At 63.0% G+C, this 26,858-nt stretch carries 28 protein-coding genes; 17 read left to right on the top strand and 11 right to left on the bottom strand.

From position 1 onward, the window contains the following. Positions 1 to 460 precede the first annotated feature (460 nt). The 4 genes from ACWNZ3_RS07895 to rplI all read left to right on the top strand — a co-directional run bounded on the left by ACWNZ3_RS07895 (position 461) and on the right by rplI (position 3,277). Positions 461 to 1,855, top strand: a complete 1,395-nt coding sequence (locus ACWNZ3_RS07895; protein ID WP_496901753.1) for an MATE family efflux transporter — start codon at positions 461 to 463, stop codon at positions 1,853 to 1,855. 155 nt (positions 1,856 to 2,010) lie between these two features. After that, positions 2,011 to 2,364 carry a 30S ribosomal protein S6 gene (gene rpsF / locus ACWNZ3_RS07890; protein ID WP_067288809.1) on the top strand — a complete coding sequence of 118 codons (354 nt, stop codon included), beginning with the start codon at positions 2,011 to 2,013 and terminating at the stop codon, positions 2,362 to 2,364. A gap of 29 nt (positions 2,365 to 2,393) precedes the next feature. Next, positions 2,394 to 2,621 carry a 30S ribosomal protein S18 gene (gene rpsR / locus ACWNZ3_RS07885; protein WP_005852865.1) on the top strand — a complete coding sequence of 76 codons (228 nt, stop codon included), beginning with the start codon at positions 2,394 to 2,396 and terminating at the stop codon, positions 2,619 to 2,621. Between the two features lie 11 nt (positions 2,622 to 2,632). Further along, positions 2,633 to 3,277: a 50S ribosomal protein L9 gene (gene rplI / locus ACWNZ3_RS07880; protein ID WP_274575300.1), complete on the top strand. Its 645-nt coding sequence runs from the start codon at positions 2,633 to 2,635 to the stop codon at positions 3,275 to 3,277. 229 nt (positions 3,278 to 3,506) lie between these two features. Here the strand turns inward: rplI and ACWNZ3_RS07875 are convergent, their stop codons facing one another. Further along, the gene (locus ACWNZ3_RS07875) at positions 3,507 to 5,030 is read right to left on the bottom strand and encodes an ABC-F family ATP-binding cassette domain-containing protein (protein ID WP_496901752.1); all 1,524 of its coding nucleotides are present in this window, start codon (positions 5,028 to 5,030) and stop codon (positions 3,507 to 3,509) included. 418 nt (positions 5,031 to 5,448) lie between these two features. On the opposite strand from ACWNZ3_RS07875, the gene ACWNZ3_RS07870 reads away from it, so the two are divergent. Together ACWNZ3_RS07870 and ACWNZ3_RS07865 are read left to right on the top strand one after the other, a co-directional pair. After that, positions 5,449 to 5,928 carry a transglycosylase SLT domain-containing protein gene (locus tag ACWNZ3_RS07870; protein ID WP_274575304.1) on the top strand — a complete coding sequence of 160 codons (480 nt, stop codon included), beginning with the start codon at positions 5,449 to 5,451 and terminating at the stop codon, positions 5,926 to 5,928. A 127-nt stretch (positions 5,929 to 6,055) separates the two neighbouring features. Beyond that, on the top strand, positions 6,056 to 6,979 hold the full coding sequence (locus ACWNZ3_RS07865; RefSeq protein WP_274575305.1) for a calcium/sodium antiporter: 924 nt from the start codon (positions 6,056 to 6,058) through the stop codon (positions 6,977 to 6,979). 3 nt (positions 6,980 to 6,982) lie between these two features. Here the strand turns inward: ACWNZ3_RS07865 and ACWNZ3_RS07860 are convergent, their stop codons facing one another. From ACWNZ3_RS07860 to ACWNZ3_RS07845, 4 genes are all read right to left on the bottom strand, one after another. Continuing rightward, entirely contained in the window at positions 6,983 to 7,261 is a 279-nt protein-coding gene (locus ACWNZ3_RS07860) for a nitroreductase family protein (RefSeq protein ID WP_496901751.1), read from the bottom strand. Positions 7,262 to 7,459: 198 nt separating this feature from the next. After that, complete coding sequence (gene tig, locus ACWNZ3_RS07855; protein ID WP_269364382.1) at positions 7,460 to 8,791, bottom strand: trigger factor; 1,332 nt, start codon at positions 8,789 to 8,791, stop codon at positions 7,460 to 7,462. Between the two features lie 104 nt (positions 8,792 to 8,895). Then, positions 8,896 to 9,792, bottom strand: coding sequence for a type IV pili methyl-accepting chemotaxis transducer N-terminal domain-containing protein (locus ACWNZ3_RS07850; protein WP_496901750.1), 897 nt, complete (start codon positions 9,790 to 9,792; stop codon positions 8,896 to 8,898). 78 nt (positions 9,793 to 9,870) lie between these two features. Then, a complete protein-coding gene (locus ACWNZ3_RS07845) occupies positions 9,871 to 10,155 on the bottom strand; it encodes a DUF2312 domain-containing protein (RefSeq protein WP_067288826.1) in 285 nt (94 codons plus the stop codon). A gap of 104 nt (positions 10,156 to 10,259) precedes the next feature. Between ACWNZ3_RS07845 and ACWNZ3_RS07840 the strand changes: the two genes are divergently transcribed. Both ACWNZ3_RS07840 and ACWNZ3_RS07835 read left to right on the top strand, forming a co-directional pair. Continuing rightward, a complete protein-coding gene (locus ACWNZ3_RS07840) occupies positions 10,260 to 10,499 on the top strand; it encodes a hypothetical protein (protein WP_269364387.1) in 240 nt (79 codons plus the stop codon). Positions 10,500 to 10,560: 61 nt separating this feature from the next. Continuing rightward, positions 10,561 to 10,983, top strand: a complete 423-nt coding sequence (locus ACWNZ3_RS07835; protein WP_496901749.1) for a protein tyrosine phosphatase family protein — start codon at positions 10,561 to 10,563, stop codon at positions 10,981 to 10,983. A 4-nt stretch (positions 10,984 to 10,987) separates the two neighbouring features. On the opposite strand, the gene ACWNZ3_RS07830 is transcribed toward ACWNZ3_RS07835, so the two are convergent. The 5 genes from ACWNZ3_RS07830 to ACWNZ3_RS07810 all read right to left on the bottom strand — a co-directional run bounded on the left by ACWNZ3_RS07830 (position 10,988) and on the right by ACWNZ3_RS07810 (position 17,420). Further along, positions 10,988 to 12,136 (bottom strand): FliM/FliN family flagellar motor switch protein, encoded by a 1,149-nt coding sequence (locus ACWNZ3_RS07830; protein ID WP_496901748.1) that lies wholly within the window; start codon positions 12,134 to 12,136, stop codon positions 10,988 to 10,990. A 470-nt stretch (positions 12,137 to 12,606) separates the two neighbouring features. Next, the gene (locus ACWNZ3_RS07825) at positions 12,607 to 15,318 is read right to left on the bottom strand and encodes an ATP-binding protein (RefSeq protein ID WP_496901747.1); all 2,712 of its coding nucleotides are present in this window, start codon (positions 15,316 to 15,318) and stop codon (positions 12,607 to 12,609) included. Further along, positions 15,318 to 15,599 (bottom strand): hypothetical protein, encoded by a 282-nt coding sequence (locus tag ACWNZ3_RS07820; RefSeq protein ID WP_496901746.1) that lies wholly within the window; start codon positions 15,597 to 15,599, stop codon positions 15,318 to 15,320. Before ACWNZ3_RS07820 ends, ACWNZ3_RS07825 begins: the two co-directional genes overlap by 1 nt. A gap of 8 nt (positions 15,600 to 15,607) precedes the next feature. Next, positions 15,608 to 15,979: a response regulator transcription factor gene (locus tag ACWNZ3_RS07815; RefSeq protein WP_114273307.1), complete on the bottom strand. Its 372-nt coding sequence runs from the start codon at positions 15,977 to 15,979 to the stop codon at positions 15,608 to 15,610. 145 nt (positions 15,980 to 16,124) lie between these two features. Continuing rightward, positions 16,125 to 17,420 (bottom strand): short-chain fatty acyl-CoA regulator family protein, encoded by a 1,296-nt coding sequence (locus ACWNZ3_RS07810; RefSeq protein WP_496901745.1) that lies wholly within the window; start codon positions 17,418 to 17,420, stop codon positions 16,125 to 16,127. A 227-nt stretch (positions 17,421 to 17,647) separates the two neighbouring features. Here ACWNZ3_RS07810 and ACWNZ3_RS07805 point away from each other — a divergent pair, with 227 nt between their 5' ends. From ACWNZ3_RS07805 to aat, 9 genes are all read left to right on the top strand, one after another. Then, the gene (locus ACWNZ3_RS07805) at positions 17,648 to 18,994 is read left to right on the top strand and encodes a substrate-binding protein (RefSeq protein WP_269364399.1); all 1,347 of its coding nucleotides are present in this window, start codon (positions 17,648 to 17,650) and stop codon (positions 18,992 to 18,994) included. Positions 18,995 to 19,098: 104 nt separating this feature from the next. Then, positions 19,099 to 20,127 carry a branched-chain amino acid ABC transporter permease gene (locus ACWNZ3_RS07800; protein ID WP_114273310.1) on the top strand — a complete coding sequence of 343 codons (1,029 nt, stop codon included), beginning with the start codon at positions 19,099 to 19,101 and terminating at the stop codon, positions 20,125 to 20,127. A gap of 3 nt (positions 20,128 to 20,130) precedes the next feature. Next, positions 20,131 to 21,339: a branched-chain amino acid ABC transporter permease gene (locus ACWNZ3_RS07795; RefSeq protein WP_274575316.1), complete on the top strand. Its 1,209-nt coding sequence runs from the start codon at positions 20,131 to 20,133 to the stop codon at positions 21,337 to 21,339. A gap of 11 nt (positions 21,340 to 21,350) precedes the next feature. Further along, entirely contained in the window at positions 21,351 to 22,115 is a 765-nt protein-coding gene (locus ACWNZ3_RS07790; RefSeq protein ID WP_269364405.1) for an ABC transporter ATP-binding protein, read from the top strand. Between the two features lie 39 nt (positions 22,116 to 22,154). Further along, a complete protein-coding gene (locus ACWNZ3_RS07785) occupies positions 22,155 to 22,907 on the top strand; it encodes an ABC transporter ATP-binding protein (protein ID WP_269364407.1) in 753 nt (250 codons plus the stop codon). Between the two features lie 319 nt (positions 22,908 to 23,226). Then, positions 23,227 to 23,769, top strand: a complete 543-nt coding sequence (locus ACWNZ3_RS07780) for a superoxide dismutase family protein (protein WP_496901744.1) — start codon at positions 23,227 to 23,229, stop codon at positions 23,767 to 23,769. Between the two features lie 245 nt (positions 23,770 to 24,014). Then, the gene (gene accB, locus ACWNZ3_RS07775) at positions 24,015 to 24,521 is read left to right on the top strand and encodes an acetyl-CoA carboxylase biotin carboxyl carrier protein (protein ID WP_269364411.1); all 507 of its coding nucleotides are present in this window, start codon (positions 24,015 to 24,017) and stop codon (positions 24,519 to 24,521) included. A gap of 10 nt (positions 24,522 to 24,531) precedes the next feature. Then, positions 24,532 to 25,884 carry an acetyl-CoA carboxylase biotin carboxylase subunit gene (gene accC, locus ACWNZ3_RS07770; protein WP_496901743.1) on the top strand — a complete coding sequence of 451 codons (1,353 nt, stop codon included), beginning with the start codon at positions 24,532 to 24,534 and terminating at the stop codon, positions 25,882 to 25,884. Positions 25,885 to 25,889: 5 nt separating this feature from the next. Next, entirely contained in the window at positions 25,890 to 26,525 is a 636-nt protein-coding gene (gene aat, locus ACWNZ3_RS07765; RefSeq protein ID WP_274575320.1) for a leucyl/phenylalanyl-tRNA--protein transferase, read from the top strand. On the opposite strand, the gene ACWNZ3_RS07760 is transcribed toward aat, so the two are convergent. Then, complete coding sequence (locus ACWNZ3_RS07760) at positions 26,489 to 26,842, bottom strand: DUF2155 domain-containing protein (RefSeq protein ID WP_269364417.1); 354 nt, start codon at positions 26,840 to 26,842, stop codon at positions 26,489 to 26,491. The two genes, aat and ACWNZ3_RS07760, sit on opposite strands and share 37 nt — an antisense overlap. Positions 26,843 to 26,858 lie beyond the last annotated feature (16 nt).

Raw genomic sequence — 26,858 nt, 5'->3', positions numbered from 1 at the left:
GCTCTGGACCCATTAATTCTAAATGCTCAGTCGAAAGCCCACAGCCTGCGATCCTCGCCGTCGTTGTTCCGAATGCGTCCCTGTGGTCAGGATGGCTCATCTTCAAATGTTCAAATGGCGTTCGGGAAAACTGAAAGCCGACCCGGGATAACCGGGGTTGGCCGCATCATCGTCGGGCGCTGCCGTTCATCCTTGCCGCCACATCGGTCAGACTTGGCTCTTTCCTGCCCTTCGCCACGCGCCGAACGGACCGCAACGCGGATACCAATGCGCGCGACACTCCCCGATTTGCCATTGCGACAGAGGATTTCCTGCGCTAATCCTGCCGCAGGTCCGGCCACCTGCTGCTCGCAGACGCAAGTCACGGTGAAGGTCGTGTAACATCTCTGACCTCACATGCACTTCGCAGGTCGGCAAGGCGAGCACCCTCCCCCATGTGAAGCAGCTTGCGAGGACCACAATGTCGAACCCTGCTCCAAATCCATTTGTCCACGGTGCCCTTGGCCCGATCTTTGCCCGAACCGCCCTGCCCATCATCTTTGTCATGGGGATGAACGGTTTGCTGGCCGTCGTGGACGCCATTTTCCTCGGCCGCTACGTCGGCGCTGACGCGCTGAGCGCCGTGACCCTGGTGTTTCCGCTTTATATGGTGATCGTCGCGCTGGCGACGCTGGTCTCCAACGGCATGTCCAGCATCCTTGCCCGCAACCTGGGCGCCGGAGACCGGGCCGGGGCGGCGCGAGTCTTTACCGGCGCCCATGGGCTCGCCCTGCTGATGAGCGGCGTGCTGATGCTGCTTTATCTGCTGTTTGGCGGGGTCGTGACCCTGGCGCTGGCCTCCGGGTCCGGGGTGCTGGCGGCCATGGGGCAGACCTATCTTGGCATCACGGTGTTCATGTCGCCGCTGTTCTTTGTCCTTGCGGTCAATTCCGACGCCCTGCGCAACGAGGGGCGCGTCGGCTTCATGGCTGCGATGAGCCTGCTGGTGTCGCTGTCGAACATCGGGTTCAACTATATCCTGATCGCCCTTCTGGGCTTGGGCGTGGCCGGCTCCGCCCTTGGCACGGCGCTGGCGCAGATGCTGGCGCTGGTCATCATCATCGCCTTCCGCAGCTTCGGGCGTACCGAGCTGCGCCCCGGTCTGCTGCTGCGCATCCCGCTCAACGCCTGCTGGGGGCGCATTCTGGCGCTGGGGGCACCGCAAAGCCTGAATTTCATCGGCCTCTCGCTCAGCTCCGCTGCGGTGATCGTGGTGCTGCAACTGGTGAACACGCCGCTTTATGAAACAACTGTCGCGGCCTTCGGCATCCTGACCCGCGTCATGACCTTTGCCTTTCTGCCGCTGCTCGGGCTGACCCATGCGCTGCAAACCATCGTCGGCAACAACTATGGCGCGCGGGCATGGGCACGTTCCGACACCGGGCTGCGGATCGGGCTTGGCACCGCATTTGTCTATTGCGCGGCAATGCAGGCGGTCTTTGCCACCATGCCGCAGAGCATCGCGGGCCTTTTTGTCACCGAGCCGGGGGTCATCGCCGAATTCGCGCGCATCCTGCCGGTGAACACCGCGATGTTCTGGCTGGCCGGGCCGCTGATCGTCATTGCCTCCTATTTCCAGGCCATCGGCAATGCCAGCCGCGCCGCCCTTCTGGGGCTGACGAAAAGCTATGCTTTCGGCCTGCCGCTGACATTCTGTCTGCCGCTGATCCTGGGGGAGCCGGGGATCTGGCTGGCCGGGCCATTGGCGGAATGCATGATGGCGCTGCTGACCCTTGTGGTGCTGCAGCAGAGCGTTTCGGCGCTTGGCCTGCGCCGGGGGCTGTTCGCGGCGGGGCGCGGCCCGCAACCTGGATAGCGTGAAAAACGGCGCGGGGCGCTTGCCCTGCGCCGCAAACCGTGTATATCGGCGTTTCCTTTGCACATCTGTTGAACCGCGCAGTCTCTCGTGGTGGGGCCGCAAGGGATACCGCCCCGCCTATGAAATGCGCCTTGATATAAATAGGAGACCGCATGCCGCTATATGAGCATGTCATGATTGCGCGTCAGGATCTGTCCAACACGCAAGCCGAAGGCCTTATCGAACATTTTGGCACCGTCCTGTCCGACAACGGCGGGAAACTCGTGGATAGCGAGTACTGGGGCGTCAAGACGATGGCCTACAAGATCAACAAGAACCGCAAGGGCCACTACGCCTTCCTGCGTTCGGATGCACCTGCACCGGCCGTTCAGGAAATGGAACGCCTGATGCGCCTGCACGACGACGTGATGCGCGTTCTGACCATCAAGGTCGACACCCACGCCGAGCTGCCCTCCGTGCAGATGCAGAAACGCGACGAGCGCCCCGAGCGCCGTGAGCGCCGTTGATCATCAGCTTGAAGAAAAGGACATAAACCATGGCTGCAAAACCATTTTTCCGCCGTCGCAAGGTCTGCCCCTTCTCGGGCGACAACGCACCTGCGATCGACTACAAGGACACACGTCTGCTGCAACGCTACATCTCTGAGCGTGGCAAGATCGTCCCCTCCCGCATCACCGCAGTTTCTGCGAAAAAGCAGCGTGAACTGGCCCGTGCCATCAAACGTGCCCGCTTCCTCGCCCTGCTGCCCTACGCCGTCAAGTAAGGAGAAAGCACATGCAAGTTATCCTTCTGGAACGTGTCGCCAAACTGGGTCAGATGGGCGAAGTCGTGGACGTAAAGCCCGGCTTTGCACGCAACTACCTGCTGCCTCAGGGCAAGGCGCTGTCGGCCTCCAAGGCCAACGTCGAAGCCTTCGAGGCGCGCAAGTCGCAGCTTGAAGCCGAGAACCTGGAAACCAAGAAAGAAGCCGACAAGATGGCGGACAAGCTGAACGGTCAGCAGTTCGTCGTGATTCGCTCCGCTTCCGACGCGGGCGCGCTTTACGGTTCCGTCACCACCCGTGACGCAGCCGATGCCGCGACCGAAGGCGGGTTCACCATCGACCGCAAGCAGGTCGTGCTGAGCGCCCCGATCAAGGAACTGGGCCTGCACGACGTGCTGATCGTCCTGCACCCCGAAGTCGAAGCGACCATTCAACTGAACGTGGCCCGTTCGGTCGAAGAAGCCGAGCTTCAGGCATCCGGCAAATCCATCCAGGAACTGGCAGCCGAAGAAGAAGCGGCGGCCGAGTTCGAAATCCAGGAGCTGTTCGACGATATCGGCGCAGCGCAGCTGGACGACATGGACATCGACACAGGCAATGATGCCGGCGAAGAAGCCGCATCTGGCGATCAGGAAGACACCGCAGGCCGCGGCTGAACCTTTCCTGACTGACATTGAAACGCCGCGCGGAAGGGTCCGCGCGGCGTTTTTGTTTCCGGCATCCGGTGTCGGGTAGAACCGACGTTTCTGTCACATTGCAGGCCCGCCTCAACAAGCGGCGCGCATGGCGGAGGCCGGGCGGGTGCATTGTGTACCAGTCACTGCAAAATCGGGGCAGCAGAAAACGCCGCACAAGCACCTTCCGACATCACGCAACAGCTGGTCCTCACCCCGGCGCGACCCCCATCGCTCCGGCCAGGAAGGGCTCCGGGCTGGCGACCTCTTCCAGCTTGCCACCGCGAATCCACCAGAACCGGGTCCCCACCTGACGCAGAAAGCTGCGGTCATGGCTGACCAGCAGGCAGGAGGCGCCATGCGCAATCAGCTCCTGCTCCAGCGCCTCCTGCCCTTCGATGTCCAGATGGTTCGTCGGCTCATCCAGCAGGTAGAAATTCGGGTTCTTCAGCCGCAGCACCAGCATCGCCAGCCGCGCCTTCTGCCCGCCCGAAAGCGCGCCGATCTTCCTGTCCTGCATGCCGATCTCCACCCCGGCCCCGGCCAGCACCCCGCGGGCGCGCTGGTCGCCGATGTCGAAAGCCCCGGTGATGGCCGTCATCGGGGTGTCATGGTCCGAAAGCTGGCTCAGATGCTGGTCCGAAATGGCCGACACAACCGAGGGCGCGCATTTCACCGGGCCCGCGGCATCTGTCAGCGCCTGCGCGATCAGCATGACCAGACGGGTCTTGCCGGTGCCATTGGCCCCCAGCAGCACAACCCGGTCACCGGGCAGGATCCACTTCTGCCCGGTCCGGTACAACAGATCTCCGCCCGGCGTTTCAACCGGCACATCATCCAGTGTTATCAGCGCCTTGGCATGGGTTCCGCTGTTGGTGAGCCTGATCTCTCCCGCGCTGCGCTCCTGATGCGCGGGCCTGGCCGCCGCCTCCATCTGTGCGGCCCTTTCGTTCAGCTGCCGGGTCTTGACCACCAGCAGGTCGGAACCGGAGTTGATCCCGATGTTCTTGAGCTTGGCCGCCTGCCTGCGCAATTGCTGCGCCTTGTTGAGGTCATTTGCAAAGCGCCGCTCGTCGGCGGAATCGGCCTCGTCCAGCGCGCCCCGTGCGGCGCTATAGGGCAGCTGGAACACCCGGGAGCGTTCCGCCCGCAGGAACAGGGTGCGGTTGGTGGTCTCGTCCAGAAACGCCCGGTCATGGGATGTGGCCACGACCGCGACATCACGGGGCAAAGCTGCCAGCCAGCCCTGCAACAGCCCGATCCGCTGCAGGTCCAGATGGTTGGTCGGCTCGTCCAGCAACAGCACATCCGGTTCGGTGATCCAGACCGAAGCCAGCATCGCGGTGCGTTGCCAGCCACCGCTGAGCGCGCCCAGCTCCTTGTGCTGAATGTCATATGGCACCTTGAGATCGTCCAGCACCACATCGACCCGCCAGCCCTCGTATTCGGCCTGTTCCGCCGGAAGTGCTGCAAGCACCCGGTCATAGAGCGTCTGGCCAAGCGCCGCCTCCGGCAGATTCTGCGCGACATAGCCAATGCGCAACCCGCGCGCGCGGGTGATCTCGCCGGTCGTGGGGTCCAGCTCACCGGCCAGGCATTGCAACAGGGTGGTCTTGCCGCGCCCGTTGGCGGCCACCAGACCGATGCGGTCGCCCCTGGTGATGTTCAGGCTCAGGTCAGAAAACAGCGATGCGCCAAGGGTGACGCCCAAAGCGTTGATATTGATGATGGTCATGGGATTCTCTGGTCAAACAAAGGGGTGCCGCAACGCGGCCCTGGGCAGGCAGTTCGACGTGTCGTCTCTGACCAGCCCTGCAAACGGATTTACAGGGCGTAGCGGGGACCATGCTGAAGTCGGCGGATGATACGCATGTTCAGCTTGTGCCCTCCCCTTGTGCGTGTTGACCGATGCCGGAAGTCTAGAAAATCCGGATCCGAAGTGCAAGTTTCGGGGGTGTTCGGGCCAGCCTGCTGACCGGCCCGGCCTCCCGCAGGCATGGGCACATCCGGCCTGATCCCCCTGCATTACAGGCCCATTGGGCCGATTCCCGCGCATCCCCCTGCGACTTCCCGCGCATCGCGGCGCTGCACCCTTGCCAGAAAGCCCGCTGCCGGTAGTTTCTGCGCAGTTGCCACAATCGCGAATCCGTACAATGTTTCATCACACCCGTCGCGCCGCGCTGGCCTTGCTTTGCGCCGCTGCCGTCTCTGCCTGTGCCGCCGCGCCAGAGGTCAAACCCGCCCCGCGGCTTGCCATTCCGCTGCATCCCAACGAGACTCCGGAGCTGCGGCAAAAGATCAACTATTGGGCCGATCATTACGAGCTGCCGCGCCCGCTGGTGCACAAGCTGGCGATCCGCGAAAGCACCCATAATCCCAAGGCGCGCAATGGCCCCTATTACGGGTTGTTGCAGATCCTGCCCGCCACCGCACGGTCGATGGGCTTCCAGGGCGCGCCCTCCGAGTTGCTGGATGCCGATACCAATCTTGAATATGCGCTGAAATACCTGCGCGGGGCATGGCTGCTCTCGGACGGTGACCAGAGCACAGCCATCAAATGGTACGCGCGCGGCTATTACTACGAGGCCAAGCGCCGCGGCATGCTGGTCGAGACCGGGCTGCGCAGCGGCTGATCCCTGCCCGCGCCGGACGATATTATCATCCACCTCTTGAAGCCTGCACCACCCGCCATGATCTAGGCGTTACCGGGTGGCGCAGTGATCGGCATCGTGTCTGTTCCGGTCTTTCCGGGACACCCAAATGATTGATCTTGCGCTTATCGTGATCGGCTTTGCCGGTCTGCTGGTCGGTGGCAACTGGCTGGTGGACGGGGCCGTGGGCCTTGCCACGCGCTGGGGCGTATCCCCGCTGGTGATCGGGCTGACGCTGGTGGGTTTCGGCACTTCGATGCCGGAGCTGGTGACATCGGTGCAGGCCGCCCTTGCGGGCTCGCCCGGCATTGCGATCGGCAATGTGGTGGGCAGCAATATCGCCAATATCCTGCTGATCCTGGGGCTGACCTGCGCGCTCAGCCCGATGGTGGTGGCCAGGGCAACGCTGCAGCGGGACGGGCTGGTCATGCTGGGGGCCACAGGTGCCGCACTTGTGCTGGTGCTCTGGGGCAGCATCACCCGGCCCATGGGGCTGCTGCTGGTGGCCGGTCTGGCGCTTTATCTTGTCAGCGCCCTGCGGCGCGGTGAGGATAACCTGGACTGCATCAGTGACACGCCCGCTGCGCCGCTCTGGCGCGCGTCGCTCGGGGTACTGGGCGGTCTGATCGTGACGATCCTCGCGGCACGCGCCCTGGTGAGTGGCGCGGTTGCCGTGGCCGCCTCCTGGGGGGTGTCAGAGGCCTTGATCGGGGTGACCATCGTGGCGGTCGGCACCTCCCTGCCGGAACTGGTGACCTCGATTGTCGCCGCACGCAAGGGTCAGGCCGAGATGGCCTTTGGCAATATCATCGGCAGCAATATCTTCAACGTGCTGGGAATTCTCGGCGTCACCGCACTTGTGCGCCCGATGCAGGTACCTGCGCAATTCGTCACACTGGACATCTGGGTGATGACAGCGGCCGCACTGGCGGTTCTGGTCATGGGGGCAACGGGCCGGCGGATCAGCCGGGGCGAAGGGGCGGCGCTGCTTGCGGGTTACACCGCCTATACCGGGTTTCTCATCTTTGGCTGACGGTCAGTCAAACCCGACAAACCGGGCGACCTCATCCACCCCGCGCCGCCGGGAGCGCACCGCATTGGCGGAAAAACTGTCATCGGGCCAGCCCATGGCGACACAGCTCAGGATCACCTGATCCTCCGGGATCTGCGCATGTTCGCGCACCACGGGCGATTGCATGATGCCCTGCCCGTTGATCACGGTGCCAAGGCCCCTGCTCCATGCCGCCAGCACCAGACCATAGGTCACCGCCCCCAGATCGAAATGGGCGATTGTGCCTTTCTCGGCGCTCTCCAATTCCGCGTGGCACCGGAGTTTTCAAAAACTCCGGACCGTTTTCTTCGAAGAAAACGGCGCTTTCACCCGGCATGCAACCCTTGCCACCCGCCGGAGTTTTCAAAAACTCCGGGCCGATTTTTTCGAAAAAATCGCCCCCCAAACGCAAAAGGCCGTACCCAACGGACACGGCCCTGCAAGCCTCTAAAGAGACGCGGTTTATTCGTCTTCCAGCGCCTCGACAGCCTTCTGAAGGTCCTCTTTGGACACTTCTTTTTCTGTCACTTTCGCCTGTTCGGCGATGTGATCGATCACCTTGTCCTCGAACAGCGGCGCGCGCAGCTGCTGCTGCATCTGCTGGTTCTGCTGCACGAATTCAAAGAACTGACGCTCCTGGCCCGGATACTGGCGTGCCTGGTTCATGATCGACTGGGTCATCTCGGCGTCCGAGACTTCGACCTCGGCCTTCTGACCGATCTCTGCCAGCAGCAGGCCCAGACGCACCCGGCGTTCCGCCAGCGTCTTGTGCTCATCCGTGGTTTCGATTTCGGGGTGGTCGTGGCCCTGCACGTCCGGGTTGTCCTCGTGCCACAGCTGATGCGCGATCTGGCCCGCTTCGGCTTCCACCAGCGAGGGCGGCAGATCGAAGCTCACCAGTTTGTCCAGCGCATCGAGCAGACCGCGCTTCATGACCGCACGGGAGGCACCGGCATATTCCGCTTCCAGACGTTCCGCGATCTGCTTTTTCAGACCTTCCAGATCCTCGGAGCCGAACTTGGTCGCCAGTTCGTCGTTGATCTCTGCGGCGACGGGTTCCTTGACCTCCTTGATGGTGCAGTCAAAGGTCGCTTCCTTGCCCTTGAGATGCTCGGCCTGGTAGTCGTCGGGGAAATTGACGGTGACCGCCTTTTCCTCGCCGGCCTTCACGCCCACCAGCTGGTCTTCAAAGCCGGGGATGAAGGAGTTGGAGCCCAGCACCAGCGGATAATCCTCGGCAGAGCCGCCTTCAAAGGCTTCTCCGTCGACCTTGCCGACGAAGTCCATGACAACCTGGTCACCGTCCTTGGCCTTGGAGCCTTTCTTGCGGGCTTTGAAATCCTGCGCGGTTTCGGCCAGGTTCTTCAGCGCCTCGTCGATGGCGGCGTCGTCGGCCTTGACCACCAGCTTTTCCAGCTCGATCTGGGACATGTCGATCTCGGGGATCTCGGGCAGCGCCTCATAGGTCATGGTGACCTCGACGTCGTCGCCTTCTTTCCAGTCTTCGTTGGTCATCTTGACTTCGGGCTGCATCGCGGGGCGGTCGCCGGATTTCTCAAAGTGCTCGTTCATCGCACCGTCGATGCTTTCCTGCATCGCTTCGCCCATCACGCGCTGGCCAAACTGCTTTTTCAGCAGCGCCATCGGCACCTTGCCCTTGCGAAAACCCTTCATCTCAACGTCAGGCTGCGCCTCGGCCAGTTTCTCGTTCACCTTGGCGTCCAGTTCAGCCGCCGTCAGCGTGATGGCATAGCCGCGTTTCAGACCGTCGTTCAGCGTCTCGTTGACCTGCATGTGTGCTCCATAGAATAAGGCCGCGCCGAATGGGGCGCGGGCGAAAATTTCTGCCCTTCTATTGAGCAGGGCGCTGGGGTGCAAGGGGATTTGGGGCGCTGAGTCTAGTCCTGCGTATAAAGCAGGACAAGCGCATCGGCTTCTTGTAGCACAACTTCACTTTGCCGGGCGGCGTCACGCAGGATTTCTTCGGTGATCTCACCACCTCCCACAACCTCCTCCAGCATCTGTTTCATCGGCTTCCAACTTTTTTTCACGGCACGTAACTGACCGCGCTGCTTAGGCTTCGGCTTGCCGCCCAACGCGCCGTCCTTGCCGCCCCTGAACAGCCGGTGAAGCGCCGTGTCAAAGACATCGACTGTATCTGCCAGAGCTTCGCGCACATCCGCGCCCCCGATGCCGATCGACAGGAAACAAAGCTCCTTGACCATTTTCTGGCTCAGCATGCCCTGACGGCCCGCAAGCACAATTGCCGCAGCGATCCCGGGATCAATCTGCGCGGTGCCGTAATGCGCCTCCATCAATTCCATGGTTGCATTCATTTCAGTCAAGGCCGGAACATTGCGGCTGACCATCAACCAGACAACAACTGTGTGCAGGTCACCCGCCGCGATTTGCCTTACCGACGCGGTCAGCCCCGAAGAAAGAGCCGCAGTGCGCGCCAGCCCCGCACGGACGTCCGGATAGGTTTCTTTCAGCACGCCCTGTTCGGCATTGCCCTCGGCAAGACTGACAAGCATCTCGTCAAAACTGGTTGCGGCATCATGCGCGCGGCGCGCTTCGACCTCCGCGTCGACCGACACCATCGACAGACAGGCGCTTTTGGCCATCCGCTGGCTTAACATGCGCTGTCGCGCGGCCAGGCTGATCCTGTTGCGGGCATTTTGCGCGGCATCCACCTCGGCCCAGGCTTGCTGGCCATAACCCGCACCGCACGATCCCGCCAAGACCAGCGCCACGGTCAAAAATGGCCGCGACACTGCTGATATAATGTACGTCATGCGGCCACCCTGATGAACTTGTTCGGCCCGAATTAATCATGCCGGCGTAAAAAGTTCCTGAATGGCCGCCCCGCCGGCTCACATGCCCAGCGCTTCCTTGTACATTTCCAGCACCGCTTCCTCTTCGGCAATGTCGTCCTTGTCGCGCTTGCGCAGGGCAATCACCTTGCGCATCACCTTGGTGTCATAGCCGCGCGCCTTGGCCTCGGCCATGACTTCCTTCTGCTGCTCGGCCAGGTCCTTTTTCTCGGCGTCCAGCCGTTCGATCCGTTCGATGAACTGGCGCAGTTCATTGGCGGTCACGCGGTAGGTCGCATCGCCCACTGTATCGACAACTTCGGGGTTGGTGCCTGTATCGCTCATTGCGTTCTCCTGCGCTTGGTGTTGGTCGGCACTGACTACAAGCGCGCCGCGCGCCCTGCAAGACGCACTTGATCCGGTCCCCTCTTTGGCGTAGCGGAGGCGCCATGGAAACAAGTGCGACCAACATACTGGACATCGTGATCTGGACCGGGGCGGCGATTTCGCTGCTGGGGCTGGTCGGGCTGATCTGGTGCATCATCAGCGTGTCACGCGCCAAACGTGCCAGGCTGGACGATGAGGCGATGCGCCAGGTGCTGAAATCCGCGATCCCGCTGAACCTGGGCGCGCTGTTTCTCTCCGTGATCGGCCTGATGATGGTGATCGTCGGCATCTTTCTGGGCTAGTTCCGGACCCGAAACGCATCGCATCGCTGGACAGAAGGCAACGGTCTGCGTAAATCATCCCATGGACATTCGACAACTCACCCCCCGCTATTTCGTGGCCCCCCAGATCGATCCGTCGGACATGGAGGCCATTCGCGCTGCGGGCATCACCCGCATCCTGTGCAACCGCCCGGACGCCGAGGTGCCGCCCAGCCACCAGGCCGCCGCCATCCGGGCCGCCGCCGAAGCGGCCGGCATCGGCTTTGCGCTGCAACCGCTGACCCATCAGACCATGGTGCCGGAAGTGATCGGGCAAAACCGCGCGTTGGGGGCAGACACGGATGATGTGGTGCTGGCCTATTGCGCCTCCGGCACACGGTCCACCATCGCCTGGGCGCTGGGTCAGGCCGGGCGGATGCCGGCGGAGGAGATCGTCGCCGCCGCCCGCGCGGGTGGCTATGACATCTCCAACATCCGGCCGACGCTGGACGCCCCTTTCACCTGATCGTTCAGCCTGCCTTGCGCTCTGACAGGTCGGGCAGATCGTCCAGCTCTGGCAGGTCGTCCAGGTCAGGCAGGTCGTCAAGCCCGGGCAGATCGTCCAGGTCAGGCAGATCGTCAAGTTCGGGCAGGTCACTCATGTCTGACAGATCCAGTTCCGGCAGGTCGGACAAATCCGGCAGGTCGGGCATGGCATCGGCACCTGCGGGGCTCACATCCAAAGCCTGCATCTCCGGCGGCTCCGACGCTGGCATGCCCGCCTGCGGCAGCGGTTCAGGCTCGCGCTGATCCAGCTCCGCCCGGTCGCTGGCGCGGCGGCGGGGGGTCTGCGCCGCCGGTTTGGCCGGCACGATCCGCAGCGCACGGCATCCGTCCAGCTGCCCCAGCATACCACGCGCCAGCGTGCCGCCGCCGGGCCTGAGCACCTCTGCCCGGTCAAAGCGCGCCCCGTTCAGGTCAAGCAGATCGCCCACCTGCAACCGGCCCAGTTTTGCCAGCGGCATGCGCAGCCGCGCCAGCGCGATGTCCAGTGCAACATCCAGCGCCAGCACCGATTCCGACAATGTGGCGGGGCGCTGTTCAGCCCTGCTGGCAGCCTCCTGCCCCTCCTGCGCCGTGGGGTGCTGTGCCGTGGCATCATCCGGTTCCGGCATGCAGAACAGGATCTGGCCCTGCCGCAGGCCGCCCGCAATATCCACGGTCAGGGTGATCAGGCGATACGCCTGTGCCTCAAGCGCCAGGGACAGCAGGCGCGGCGTATCGACCCGGCTGCCAAAGGCATATCCCGCCAGCAGCCGCTTGTCCGTGGGCGCGTCGGGCAGCGCCGCCGCCCGGCTGATCAGCGCATTCACGAAAGGGGCGGTGATGGCCGCATCGGTATCCGTCATCGGGCGCGGATCGCCCCCGGCATCGGGCAATACCTGCGCCATGGTCTGCTGCTGGATCAGCGCGCCGACCAGCAAAGGGTCCAGCGCCGCCGCCGCGGGCCGCCCATCGGGACCATCAAGCAGGATCAACAGGTGCTGCGCGTCAAAGTGATCCTGCACCTCATCACCCGCCACCTCTGCCACCCGGATGGCAAGGGCGGCCAGCGCCAGGTCAAACAGCTCATCCGCCACCTTCGCCAGGCCAAGGCGCAGGGATTTGGCCAAAGTCATCGCGCGGGCCTGATGGCTGGCGCGCCCCCGGTCGGTCTTGCGCCGCAGAACGGAGCCTTCCCCAGGGTCTGAATTTTGTCGAGCTTGCCCCATGGCCACCCTTCATGCGCGCATCATTGCCACAGCCTTAACGTCAAACCCGTTACCAAGCCCTTTAACAGGCCGCTGAAAAACAAGTGTGTATGCGATTTTCCAAGCCGCAACTGGGAACTTGTTCGTCGATGCGGTCGCCACAACGCTTGGCGCGGGCTGAAAGCCCGGGCCGCGCCCGACCCTCCCCACGGGAGGGCGCTTTTGCAACGTCACGCAAATCATTGACAGCACAGAGTATTTGCAGCGCGGCACGCTGTTCAAACGTCTGGAACGCGCCCTCCCAGTGTCGGGCGCGTCCCTCTGTGATCCGAACAAACGCCTTTGCAAGGAACAATTTCCCTCCCCAACGACAATACCCGGCGTTTTTCAGCAGCCCTTTAAGACACCGCCGTCTTGCCCGGATTTCCGGTTTCCTGCACCAGAACGCTCTGCGGCAGGCTGACCCTGAAGGCGGTTCCGTTTTCGATCGGCAGATAGATCACCTGCCCGCCGAGCCGCGACATGATCTCCTGGCAGATGGCAAGGCCAAGGCCCACGCCCTCGGCCTCTTCCCCGCTGATCCGAAAGAACTTTTCGAAGATGACCGATTGCACGTCCGCGTCGATCCCGCTGCCGTTGTCGACAAAGTCGATCCACAGGCCACCGGCATGTCGGCTGGTGCGGATGGTCAGCGCAGGTTCTGCCGCGTCGCAATATTTGCGCGCGTTGGAGACAAGGTTGATGAAGACCTGCACCAGACGGTCGATATCGGTGTGCAGCACGATATCGGGCGCTTCGGTTTCACGCCGCACCGCCAGCGCAGGCCCTGCCCCGGCCAGCGCCGTTGTCACCGCGCGGTCCATGATGTCGCTCAGCCTGTCCTGCCCCATGCGCAGGGTCACCTGCCCGTTTTCCAGCACCGACAGGTCCAGAAGTTCGTCCAGCAGACGGGTCAGGCGCAGGGTCTCCGAATGGATGATGGAGGCATAGCGCGTCTTGTCGGCCTCCGAGAGTTTGCCCGCATCGCGCAGGATTTCGGAAAACGACCGGATCGAGGTCATCGGCGTGCGCAGCTCATGGCTGATCTGGCTGAGGAACCCATCCTTTTGCAGGGAAAGCTGGGTCAGCTTTTCATTGGCGCTGCGCAGTTTGGCCGCGGTTTCGGTCAATTCGCGGGATTTCTGCTCAAGCTGGTTGGAATATTCCAGCATCTGGGCGGATTCGTCCGCCACCGCCAGCAGGTCCTGCACCGAAACAGAGGTGCCACCGACGATCTGGCTGACCATGGCATGGGCCGTCGCGGCCCCGACGGAACCTGCCAGCTCCCGCTCCAGCGCCTGCACAAAGGCGGGTGTCGGTTCCGGCAGGCCGCCGGTGATGCCCTGGGCCTCGGCCTCGGCCCGGAAGAAGGCCTGCGCCTCGGGCGCGCCGAGGATACGCTGCGCCATGATCATCAGGTCCTCGCTGCCCGCCACGGAGGCGGTCCAGTTGCGCGCCGGGCCGGAATGTTCCAGCACGTTCACGAACTGCGCGCCCTGAAGACGTTCGATCGGGTCGGGAAAGCTGACAATGGAGACCGCGACGAAGGCCAGCGCGTTCAGCGACAGCGACCAGACCACCGCATGCACCGTCGGGTCCAGCCCCGAGATCCCGAACAGTGCCTGCGGCCGCAGCCAGCTTTGCCCCCAGAGACCCTGGTTGAAGATCTCTGCCGAGAGCGCGGCCCCGACGCCGAAACTGGGCAAGAGCATGGTAAACACCCAGATGGCAAAGCCGATCCCGAGACCGCAAAGCGCGCCCGACCGCGTGGCGCCGCGCCAGAATATCCCCCCCAGAAGTGCCGGCAGGAACTGCGCCACCCCGCCGAAAGAGATCGTGCCGATGGCGGCAAGCGCGGCGCTGCCGCCGGAGATGCGGTAATAGAGCACGCCAAGCGCGATGATCAGCAGGATCGACAGCCGCCGCGCCAGCAGGACCACCTGCCTGACATCGCCCGATTGCACCGCGCTGCCATGCCGGGTGCTGAGCCAGATCGGCATGACGATATGGTTCGACACCATGGTGGAGAGGGCCAGCGTGGCCACGATCACCATCGAGGTGGCCGATGAAAATCCGCCCAGGAAAGACAGCATCGCCAGCCCGTTCTGCCCCTGGCTCAGCGGCAGGCTGAGCACAAAGAGATCAGGGTTTGACCCGGGCGGCATCAGGTCCAGCCCCACCACCGCGATGGGCACCACAAAGAGGCTCATCAGCATCAGGTAAAGCGGAAAGGCCCAGGAGGCGATCTGCAGATGCCGTTCCTCGTCATTCTCGACCACCATGACCTGAAACATGCGCGGCAGGCAGACAAAGGCCGCCGCCGACAAGAGCGTCAGCGTGGCCCAGCGTCCGCCCTGCACCTGCCATTCCCCGATGGCCGAGGCATCGACCCGTGCCAGCGTCTGTTCCACCCCGCCGCCAAGGCTCCAGACCACGAAAATGCCCACGGCCAGCGAGGCGACAAGTTTCACGATGGCCTCCACCGCCACGGCGATCACCACGCCGTGGTGGCGTTCGTTGACGTTGAGGTTCCTTGTGCCGAAAAGCACCGTAAACAGCGCCAGCCCTGCCGCCACCCACAGGGCCGCGCTGACCGGGTTGTAGCTGCCGCCCTCCCCGTTTGCCGCGAAGATCGACAGCGACAGGACGACCGACTGCAATTGCAGCGCAATGTAAGGGGTGACACCGATCACCGCCATCAGGGTCACGATGATCGCCAGGCTGTTGGACTTGCCATAGCGGCTTGAAATCAGGTCGGCGATGGAGGTGACCCGCTGGCTGCGCCCGATCCGCACCAGCCGGCGCAGGCCCCACCACCAGCCGATCATCACCAGACTGGGGCCAAGATAGATGGTGACATATTCCAGCCCCGAGCGCGCCGCATAGCCGACGGCACCGTAAAACGTCCAGGCCGTGCAGTAGATCGACAGCGACAGCGTATAGACCAGCGGAGAACGCAGCAGCGCGCCGCCGTTGCCCCGCAGCGCCGCGCGCTCTGCCAGGAAGGCGACAAGGAACAAGCCGGCCACATAGGCCAGACAGACAATGACAAGTTCGTTCAGTGCCACCATCAGCGCGGCCGGGGCGGATCGTCCGCGCCATCCTCTGCGGCACCGCGCCCGGTGCGCCACCACAGGCCCAGCGCCCCGAGGATCAGCACCACCCAGACCCCGAAGAGATAGCGCAGGGCGGAGGACATCGGGATCGGCGCGCCCTGCCCGTCGCCCGGCACCGCCCAGAGCAGCGGCACCATCCACAGGGCCAGCCCCACGAAGGGCAACAGGCGCACGGCATCCATCGCCCGGCGCATCCGGTAGCTGCGCCGTTCAAGAAACAGGCGTCGCGCGGGCATCCCGGCCCTCAGGCAGAGGCCGTCAGTTCGCGCACGGCCTCCAGCATCTCGGCATTGGAAAAGGGTTTGGTCATGAATTTGCTCACCCCGGCCTTGCGGGCCATTTCGCGGTCGCGGCTCTGGCCGCGGGCGGTCAGCATCATCACCGGCAGATCGGCAAAGGCCGGATCGGCCCGCAGATCATGCAATATCTCGAACCCGCTGCGGCCCGGCAACATCACATCCAGCAAAACCAGATCCGGGCGGGCCTTGCGGATCACCTCCACCGCGTTCAGCCCGTTTGCCAATGTCTCCACCCGCCATCCGTCATTCGACAGGACAAAGCGGATCGCTTCGGCGATGTTCAGCTCGTCCTCCACCAAAACGACATGTTTGCTCATGCGCGGTTTTCCCTCCCCATGCGGCCTGTTGCGGCCGCGCTTCAACATGCACCGGAAGATGCGACCTGTCAAAGCTCCGAATTTGCCTGCGACCGCAAAGGTTTGAGCGAAAGGGCCAGGGGCGCGTGCCACGGTTGTGCCAGGCTCAGGCCCCGGCGCTGAGGATCGACGGTTCGCGCCGGGCGCTGCAGTTCTCATGCGGGCAGACCCGGCAGGTTGCCCCCACCGGAAGCCCGAATGTGCCGCCTTCCGGCACCGGCAGCAGCAGCATCATGGCATGTACCAGCGGCGGGGCGTTGTAGCCCTGGGGCGTCACCGGTTCGCTGACCGCATAGCACTGGAACTGCGCCTGCGCCCGGCCCAGCTGGCTGACCCGTTGCGCGATGATCGTGCCCGGTTGCCCAAGCGCCGCAAACAGGGGCCAAAGCGGGCAGCAGGCACCGTGGCGCGGCACCGAAAAACCATCCACCGTCTTGCGAAAGGTGACCGTGCCGGAGCGGTCGCAGACGATCATCCCGGCCTCAAGCTCCGGCAGCGCGGCAAGCCGGCGCAGCACCCGCCCGACCGGCTGATCCAGCGCGCGCGCAAGCGCAACCGGATCCACCCCCGAGACCGCAAGGGCGGCGCGCAGACGGGCAAGGGGCAGCTGTGCGGCATCCCGCGCGATCTGGCGCAGGACGATACGGGCGATGAAAAGCGCGGCAGGCGTGCGCAGGACAGGATCGTCCGCCAGCATCCCACTGATCAGCGCATCGGTGTCGGCGGCGCCCTCAAGCATCTCGAAACTGAAATCGCGCGCAGAGAGGAAAGCCTCCACCTCTTCCTGCGGGGAACTGGCGGCATCCTCCGCCCCGGGTTCCGCATCAAGATAGGCCACCAGATTCTGCGCGCTGGCGGACAGCCGGTCGCTGTCTTCGTTCAGGTTGGCATGAAACCGGTCGCGCCATTCCGGTTGCAGCGTCTTGGTCTCTGCCAGGATCGAGGCGGTGGAGCGGATCGCGGCAGCCGTCGTCAGAAGCTCGTGGATGGAGGCCGCCAGATGCGGGTCATGGCCCAGCCTGTCGGTCAGCGCCTCCACCGTGGTCTCCAGCGCGTCGAGGCGGCGGCGGGTGCCTGCCAGCACATCGGCCCAGCCCGGAAACCGCCCGGCGAATTCGTCGGCCCGGTCCGCTTCCGCCCCGCTCAACCCCGCCTCATGGGCCGCTTCGCGCAGGGCGGCGACCAGCGTCGCTTCGGCCCCTTCGGTCAGGGTTTGCGGCTCCACCTCCAGGGCGGCGGCGATGTCCAGCAGCAGCTTGCCGCCGATTCTGCGCTTGTTGTGTTCGATCAGGTTCAGGTAGCTGGCGGAGATCCCGATGGCGCGCGCCAGGTCGGCCTGCTTGAGCGATGCCATGATCCGCCTTTCGCGGATCCGGCTGCCGGTCAGCGCCTCACGCGCCATGGCAAAAACATCCGGTAAAACTGTGCAATTTCAACGTGTTTCTGCGCTGCAATATCATGATATTTACAATCTCGATAAACTCATTGCGAATATATTTACAGGATTATGCAGAATTTAAAAGGACTTATTGATGGGTTTCACAAGCCGGGTGATAAAGTATTTGCACAATAGTGCCGCGTGTGTCGGACGGAGGAAGCCGGCATGCGTTTACAAATCGGGAGGAATTCATGTCATTTTCGAAACTGACACGTCGTGGTCTGATCAAAACCAGCGCCGTGGCCGGTGCAGGTCTTGCGCTGCCCACCTATCTGCGTGCTGACGCCCATTCCGGGTTTACCAATGCGCCCACCGGCGACACCGTCACATTCGGCTTCAACGTGCCGCAGACCGGCCCCTATGCCGAAGAGGGCCTTGACGAGCTGCGCGCCCAGGAGCTGGCTGTCCAGCACCTGAACGGCGAAGGCGACGGCGGGATGATGAACACTTTCAGCTCCAAGGCGCTGAAGGGGAACGGCATTCTGGGCAAGAAGGTCACTTTCGTGACCGGCGACACCCAGACCAAATCGGACGCCGCCCGCGCATCCGCCAAGGCGATGATTGAAAAAGACGGCGCCATCATGATCAACGGCGGCTCGTCCTCGGGCGTGGCTGTTGCGGTTCAGGGTCTCTGCCAGGAAGCGGGCGTGATCTTCATGGCCGGTCTTACCCACTCCAACGACACCACCGGCAAGGACAAGAAAGCCAACGGTTTCCGTCACTTCTTCAACGCCTATATGTCCGGTGCCGCCCTGGCACCCGTGCTGGCGAAGGAATACGGCAAGGACCGCCGGGCCTATCACCTGACAGCCGATTACACCTGGGGCTGGACGCAGCAGGAATCCATGGCCGCCGCCACCGAGGCGATGGGCTGGGAAACCGTCAACAACGTGCTGACGCCGCTGGCCAGCACCGACTTCTCGTCCTACATCGCGCCGGTGCTGAACTCGGGTGCCGATGTGCTGGTTCTGAACCACTACGGCGGGAACATGGTGAACTCGCTGACCAACGCGGTGCAGTTCGACCTGCTGAACAAGGAAGTGAACGGCAAGAAGTTCGAAATCGTCGTGCCGCTCTACTCTGAACTGATGGCCGCCGGTGCGGGCAAGAACGTGCAGGGCGTGATCGGGTCGATGAACTGGAACTGGCAGCTTCAGGATGAAGGCTCCAAGGCCTTTACCAAGTCCTTTGGCGAAAAATATGGCCGTCCGCCCTCGAACTCCGCGCATACCTGCTACGTGCAGACGCTGCTTTATGCGGATGCGGTCGAACGTGCCGGGTCGTTCAACCCCTGCGCGGTTGCCGAAGCGCTCGAAGATTTCGACTTCGACGGCATGGGCAACGGTCCGACCACCTATCGCGGTGCCGACCACCAGTGTTTCAAGGACGTGCTTGTCATGAAGGGGACAGAGAACCCGTCCAATGAGTACGACACGCTGGAAATCGTCGAAGTCACGCCGCGCGCGCAGGTCGAATACGAACCCGACCACCCGATGTTCGCCGGTGGCGACCTGGGCGAATGCAACCCGGGCGCCTGAGCCGGACCTACCAGGAGGGCGGGACACTCCCCGCCCTTCCCTCTTAAACGACCCGCCAGCCCCGGTTTCGACCGGCGGCTGCGCGCATACCTCGGGTGGGGATCATGGACGCTATCCTTCTTCAAATTCTTAATGGTCTCGACAAGGGGTCGGCCTATGCGCTGATCGCCCTGGGGCTGACACTGATCTTTGGCACATTGGGCGTGGTCAACTTTGCCCATGGCGCCCTGTTCATGATCGGTGCCTTCTGTTCGGTGACGCTGCAAAAGATCCTGACAATCAGCACCATCAGCATCGACGAGACGCAGAAGGATTTCCTTGGCCGTCCGCTGGAGGTGAAAACCCCGATCATGGAGAACTGGTTCGGCCCCGAGATCGGCGGGCTGATCATCGACTGGTCGGTGCCCCTGGCGATCCTCTTTGCCATCCCGGTGATGCTGGTGATCGGCTATGTGATGGAACGCGGGCTGATCAAGCATTTCTACAAACGCCCCCATGCCGACCAGATCCTGGTGACCTTTGGCCTTGCCATCGTGCTGCAGGAGGTCATCAAGTATTTCTACGGTGCCAACCCGATCCCCACGCCTGCGCCCGACGCCTTCCGCGGCAGTTTCGACTTCGGCGCCCTGCTGGGGCTGGATACAGCACTTGCCTATCCCTATTGGCGGCTGGTCTACTTTGCCTTCTCGGCGGTGATCATCGGGGCCGTCTTTGCCTTTCTGCAATTCACCACCTTCGGCATGGTCGTCCGCGCCGGCATGGCGGACCGCGAAACCGTGGGCCTGCTGGGCATCGACATCGACCGCCGCTTTACCATCATGTTCGGCATCGCCGCCGCCGTCGCGGGCCTCGCGGGCGTCATGTATGCGCCGATCAACTCACCCAATTACCACATGGGCATGGATTTCCTCGTGCTCAGCTTCGTCGTGGTGGTCGTGGGGGGCATGGGCTCCCTGCCCGGCGCGGTGCTGGCCGGCTTCATGCTGGGCATCCTGGAATCCTTTGCCTCGATGAACGAGATCAAGGCGATCCTGCCCGGCATCGACCAGATCATCATCTATGTGGTGGCAATCATCATCTTGCTGACACGTCCCCGAGGCCTGATGGGCCGCAAGGGCGTGATGGAGGAATAAGACATGTTCGGCACCGCAAAAAGAGACACCGCCCTGTTGATCATCGTCGCCATCCTGACGCTTTTCGCACCCTTCCTGCTCAACCCCTTCCCGGCGGGATCGGCCATGGCGCAATTCAACGCGGGTTATCCCGACCTGATGCAGCGCTTTGTGATCTTCGGCATCTTCGCCATCGGGTTCAACATCCTGTTCGGCCTGACCGGCTATCTCAGCTTTGGTCATGCGGCCTTTCTCGGGGTCGGTTCCTATGCCGTGGTCTGGATGTACAAGCTGCTGGATTACAACATCATCTGGGGGCTGCCGCTGGCGATCGTGATTTCGGGCGTCTTTGCCCTGATGATCGGCTTCATCTCGCTGCGGCGGTCCGGGATCTACTTTTCGATCCTCACGCTGGCCTTTGCCCAGATGATGTTCGCGATCAGCTACTCTGACCTTCTGGGCCGCTTCTTTGGCACCACCATCACCAATGGCGAAACCGGCTTGCAGGTCTACCGTTCGGACCCGCAGGTCCTGATCGACAGCTGGGAAAGCGTGCCGCACCTGCTGGGCCTGGTCGAGATGCGCAGCACCTATACCATGCGTCTGGGCGACTGGTCCTTCGACTTCAACGCCGGTTACTACTTTTGTGCGGTGATCATGCTGCTGACCTTCTACCTTGCCATCCGCATCTTCCGCTCGCCTTTTGGCATGATGCTGCGGGCGGTGAAGTCGAACCAGCAAAGGATGAACTATACCGGCCTGAACACCCGTCCCTATGCGCTGGCCGCCTTCGTGATCTCGGGCATGTACGCCGGGCTGGCCGGTGGGCTGATGGCCGCGATGGACCCGCTTGCCGGGGCCGAACGGATGCAATGGACCGCCTCGGGCGAGGTTGTGCTGATGACGATCCTGGGCGGCACGGGCACGCTGATCGGCCCGGTGCTGGGCGCCGGTTTCATCAAGTACTTCGAGAACATCTTTTCCAAGATCAACGACAACGTGCTGCACAGCTGGTTTTCCTTCCTGCCGGACGGGATCGAGGATTTCCTGGTGGTCATCGTGCATCCCTTTGTGGGCAAGGGCTGGAACCTGACCCTGGGCCTGATGTTCATGATCGTCGTGATCTTCCTGCCCGGCGGCCTTGTGGAGGGCGGCCAGCGCATCGCGCGGCTGTTCCGCCGAAAAAGTGCCAGGAACGACGCGCCTGACGGCTCCAAGACACCTGCGGAATAAGGACCGACACAATGGCAATTCTCGAAGTCAAGAACGTGGGCAAACGCTTTGGCGGTCTGCAGGCCCTGAGCAACGTGAACCTGAGCGTGGCGGAAAACTCCTGCCATGCGATCATCGGACCCAACGGTGCGGGCAAGTCCACCCTGCTGAACTGCCTGGTGGGCAAGCTGATCCCGGATACCGGGTCCGTCATGTTCGACGGGCAATCGGTGCTGGGGCGAAAACCCTATGAGATCAACCAGATGGGCATCAGCCGCGTGTTCCAGACGCCGGAAATCTTTGGCGACCTGACGGTGATGGAAAACATGATGATCCCCTGTTTCGCCAAGCGCGACGGCGCGTTCGAGCTGAACGCCATCACATCGGTGACCAGCCAGCGCGACATCGTCGAAAAGGCGGAGCATATGCTGGAGGACATGAACCTGATCGACAAGCGCGGGATGCATGCCGCCGCCATGTCGCGGGGCGACAAGCGCAGGCTTGAGATTGCCATGTGCCTGGCACAGGACCCCCGCCTGCTGCTGCTGGATGAACCCACGGCGGGCATGGCGCGGGCCGACACCAACAACACCATCGACCTGCTGAAACGCATCAAGGACGAGCGCGACATCACCATCGCGATCATCGAACACGACATGCATGTGGTGTTCTCCCTGGCCGAGCGGATCACCGTGCTGGCGCAGGGCACCCCGCTGGTCGAAGACACGCCTGAAAAGATCAAGGGACATCCCAAGGTCCGCGAAGCCTATCTGGGTGAATCCCAGGATGCCGCATAGACCGGGCTTGCCCCACCCGACCGCCAAAGGACAGGTTTCATGAACACCCAAACCCTCGAAAAGAACGCCAACCACGCCGCCACCGCCCCCGCCTTTCTGTCGGTCTGGGATCTTGAGGCCTATTATGGCGAAAGCTATATCGTGCAGGGCATCAGCTTTAACGTGCACGAGGGCGAAATCCTGGCGCTGCTGGGCCGCAACGGCGCGGGCAAGACATCGACCCTGCGCGCCATCGCGCGACTGGCCTCCCCCGAGGTGCGCAAAGGGGAAATCTGGCTCGACCACAAGCCCTTGCACAAGATGAAGGCGCATGAGGCCTCGCAATGGGGGCTGGGCCTGGTGCCCGAGGACCGCCGTATCATTCCCGGCCTGACGGTTGAGGAAAACCTGAAGCTGGCGCAGATCGCGCCGCCCATCGGCTGGTCGCTGGACCGGCTTTACGAGCTGTTCCCGCGTCTGGGCGAACGCAAGAATCAGGAAGGCACCACCCTGTCGGGGGGCGAGCAGCAGATGCTGGCCATCGCCCGCGCCCTGGCCCGCGACATCAAGGTCTTGCTGCTGGATGAACCCTATGAGGGGCTGGCCCCCGTCATCGTGGACGAGATCGAAAAGACACTGGCGATCATCAAGGAGCAGGGCATCACCACGATCCTTGTGGAGCAGAACGCGATCCGCGCGCTGAAACTGGCCGACCGTGCGGTGATCCTCGATACCGGGGGAATCGTCTTTGACGGCACGGCGCAGGAAGTGCTGGAAAACGAACAATTGCGCGCCGAATACCTCGCGATCTGATCGCCCGCCGGATGCCGTTGTCAGGCGTCCGGCCACACCGGCTTTCACGCCCATTGTGACATGAGGCGCAGGCCGGGCGGATTGCCTGTGATGCGGCTTGCGCCTTGTGGCGAAAGTTCGGTTTCAGACCAATCCCCCTCGCGGAATCAAGGCCGCAGGCCGCAGCACTGCCGTTAAGGACCGGTTTGGCTCGGTATTTCTGCGACAGCTGCCACGCCAGCGCCGGTGGGAAATTGCCCCAGCGATGAACCCTATGGAGCCTCGATGCGTTGGACCTACGACGGTCCAACAGGCCCGAGCAATCGCAAGGAGCAAATCCATGAAACACACCCTCCCCGCCCTCGCCTCCACTTTGTCGCTCATCGCCGGTGTCGCCCTGGCCGACAGCCATGCCAGCGCCCCCGAGCCCGTGGCCACGGCGGAAATCAAGACATTGGACGGCACCGTTCTGGGCACCGCCACGGTGACCCCCGGCACCAATGGCATCCTGATCCACCTGAAGGTCGAAGGCGCAGCGCCGGGGCCGAAAGGTGTACATCTGCACCAGATTGGTGACTGCGACCCCGCAACCGAGTTCAAATCTGCCGGGCCGCATATCGGAGACGCCGACAACGCGCATGGCCTGCTGCACCCCGACGGGCCACATGCCGGCGATCTGCCGAACCTCTATGTCGGCGCGGATGGCACCGGCGAGATGCAGGCGATCACCAGCGCGGTTTCGCTGGAAGAGACACCTAGCGGCTTGCTCGATTCAGATGGCGCCAGCGTGATGATCCATGCCGAAGGGGATGACCATTTCACCCAGCCCGGCGGCAATACCGGGGCAAGGCTGGCCTGCGGGGTCCTGGAACCCGCTTCCTGACACGCCTTTGACTTCGTCCCCGGATCGCCCGGCGGTCCGGGGCGCGCGGTCAGAGGCATCCGGTACGCAAGCTGCCGCCCGCCTCAGCCAATGTGCCAGGTTCGTCATCACCTGCTGCCCGCGACATGCCGACAGTCGCCACCCGCCACAACTGGCGGCTTTCAATGCGGGGACCCATGTCTTATAACCGGGCAAAACGTCACGGCCCGCGCAGCGCCGGACAAGAGGGAAACGTCGAGGAATATATGACCAAAAACACCCATGACGCAGATGTCGCCTTTATCCGGGCATTGGCGGAACTGCTGAACGAAAATGACCTGACAGAACTTCAGGTCAAGCGAGACTATGCCGAGGACGACAGCCTGAATGTGCGCGTCAGCCGCAAACCGCCGCAGCAGATCATGGCGCCCCAGCAAATTCAGGCAGCCCCGCCCCCGATGGCATCGCCCGCGCCCGCACCGATGAATGCCCCCGCAGCAGCATCCGCCTCCGGGGCAGAGGACGATCCGGCAAGCCACCCCGGCGCAGTCGTGTCGCCCATGGTCGGCACCGTCTATATGCAGGCAGAACCGGGTGCGCCCGCCTTTGTCACGGTCGGCAAATCCGTGTCAGAGGGTGAAACCCTGCTGATCGTCGAGGCGATGAAAACCATGAACCACATCCCCGCCCCGCGCTCCGGAACCGTCAAGCGCATCCTGGTGGGTGACGGCGATGCCGTCGAATTCGGTGCGCCCCTGGTGATTATCGAATAAGGCACTGACAATGTTTAATAAAATTCTTGTCGCAAACCGGGGTGAAATCGCGCTGCGCGTGATCCGTGCCGCGCGCGAAATGGGCATCCAGTCCGTCGCGGTGCATTCGACCGCCGACAGCGACGCCATGCATGTGCGGATGGCCGACGAATCCGTCTGCATCGGCCCGCCCTCCTCTGCGCAATCCTATCTGTCGATCCCCTCGATCATCGCCGCCTGCGAGATCACCGGGGCAGAGGCGATCCACCCCGGCTATGGCTTCCTGTCGGAAAACGCGGGATTCGTGCAGGTGATCGAGGATCACGGGCTGACCTTCATCGGCCCCACTGCCGAACATATCCGCATCATGGGCGACAAGATCACCGCCAAGGAAACCATGCGCAAGCTGGGCGTTCCCTGCGTGCCGGGCTCTGAAGGCGGCGTGGCGACACTGGACGAGGCCAGGCGCCTGGGCGAAGAGATCGGATACCCCGTCATCATCAAGGCCACCGCAGGCGGCGGCGGCAAGGGCATGAAGGTGGCAGGTTCTGCCGCCGAGATGGAACGTGCCTTTCAGACCGCCCGTGCGGAAGGCAAATCCAACTTTGGCAACGACGAAGTCTATATCGAGAAATACCTCACCACTCCGCGCCATATCGAGATCCAGGTCTTTGGCGACGGCAAGGGGCGCGCGGTGCATCTGGGCGAACGCGATTGTTCGCTGCAGCGACGCCACCAGAAAGTGTTCGAAGAAGCCCCCGGCCCCGCCATCAGCGCGGAGGAACGCGCGCGCATCGGCAAGACCTGCGCCGATGCCATGGCCGATATCAACTATATCGGCGCGGGCACCATCGAATTCCTTTACGAGAACGGGGAATTCTACTTCATCGAGATGAACACCCGCCTTCAGGTCGAACATCCGGTGACCGAAGGCATCTTCGGGGTTGATCTGGTACGCGAGCAGATCCGGGTGGCCAGCGGCCTGCCCATGTCGTTCCAGCAGGAAGACCTGAAGATCAACGGCCACGCGATCGAAGTCCGCATCAATGCGGAGAAATTGCCCAATTTCCGTCCCTGCCCGGGCCGGATCACCCAGTATCATGCGCCGGGTGGCCTGGGGGTGCGGATGGATTCCGCACTTTATGACGGCTATTCGATCCCGCCTTATTACGACAGCCTGATCGGCAAGCTGATCGTACATGGCCGCGACCGGCCCGAAGCGCTGGCACGGCTGGGCCGCGCCCTGGGCGAGCTGATCGTGGATGGCGTGGATACAACCGTGCCGCTGTTCCACGCGCTGCTGGGTGAAGAGGACATTCAGACCGGCAACTACAACATTCACTGGCTCGAACACTGGCTGGAAACCAATCTCGGCGACGGCTGACGCCGATGACGGAACTGACGCCGGAACTGGTGCTGCGCGGCTACGGGATCGGCATTTTCCCGATGGCCGAACACCGCGACGACCCGGAGATTTTCTGGGTCGATCCGCGGCGGCGGGGCATCCTCCCGCTGGACGGGTTCCACCTTTCGCGGTCCCTTGCCAAGGCGATGCGGCGGACGGGTTTTGACGTGACCGTCAATCAGGATTTTGCCGGTGTGGTTGCCGCATGTGCCGACCGCACCGACACCTGGATCAACGCCGAAATATCAAGCCTTTACAGTGCGCTACACGCCAGGGGCAATGCGCATTCGCTTGAAATCCGCGAAGCGGGCACGCTGGTCGGCGGGGTCTACGGCGTGACCCTGGGGGCCGCGTTCTTTGGCGAAAGCATGTTCTCACGCCGCACCAATGCATCGAAAATGGCCCTTGCGGCAACGGTGCTACGGCTGCGCGATGCGGGGTTTTCACTGTTTGACGCGCAGTTCCTGACCGATCATCTCGCCTCGCTCGGCGCGGTAGAGATCACGCGGGCGCAATATCACCTGAGACTGGAGAAGGCGCTGGCAGCCCATGCGGATTTTGCAGCACCGCCGGTTCTGCCGCTTCAGGAGGTGGTGCAGCGCATGACCCAGACGTCATAGCGCCGATGCTCCAGCGCCGACAGCGCCGGGGAGGATGCGATCATCCAGCCGGAAAACACCGTGCCGGTCTTGCCGGTTTCCGAGATTTCAAGCTCTGCAAAGGCGTCGCCGGATGGGTTGCCCGCCGGATAGCGGCATTCGTTCAACACGATATCAAGATTTCCCAGCCGTGCCGACTGGCCCGCACGCAGCTCTATGTCGCTGGTGTGGCCAGAGGTCTTGTCCAATGCACGCAGCACCGCGCCGGAGGCGCTGGTCACGTCCTGCGCGGCGGCAGGCAGGGCAAGACATGCACCAAGAACAAGACATCTGATCATGTTGACCGCTTTCGGA

It is taken from the genome of Sulfitobacter sp. IGS-18 (genome assembly GCF_059628195.1).
The sequence above is the reverse complement of the archived record's forward strand: the minus strand, read 5'-3'. Positions and strand labels throughout refer to the sequence as shown.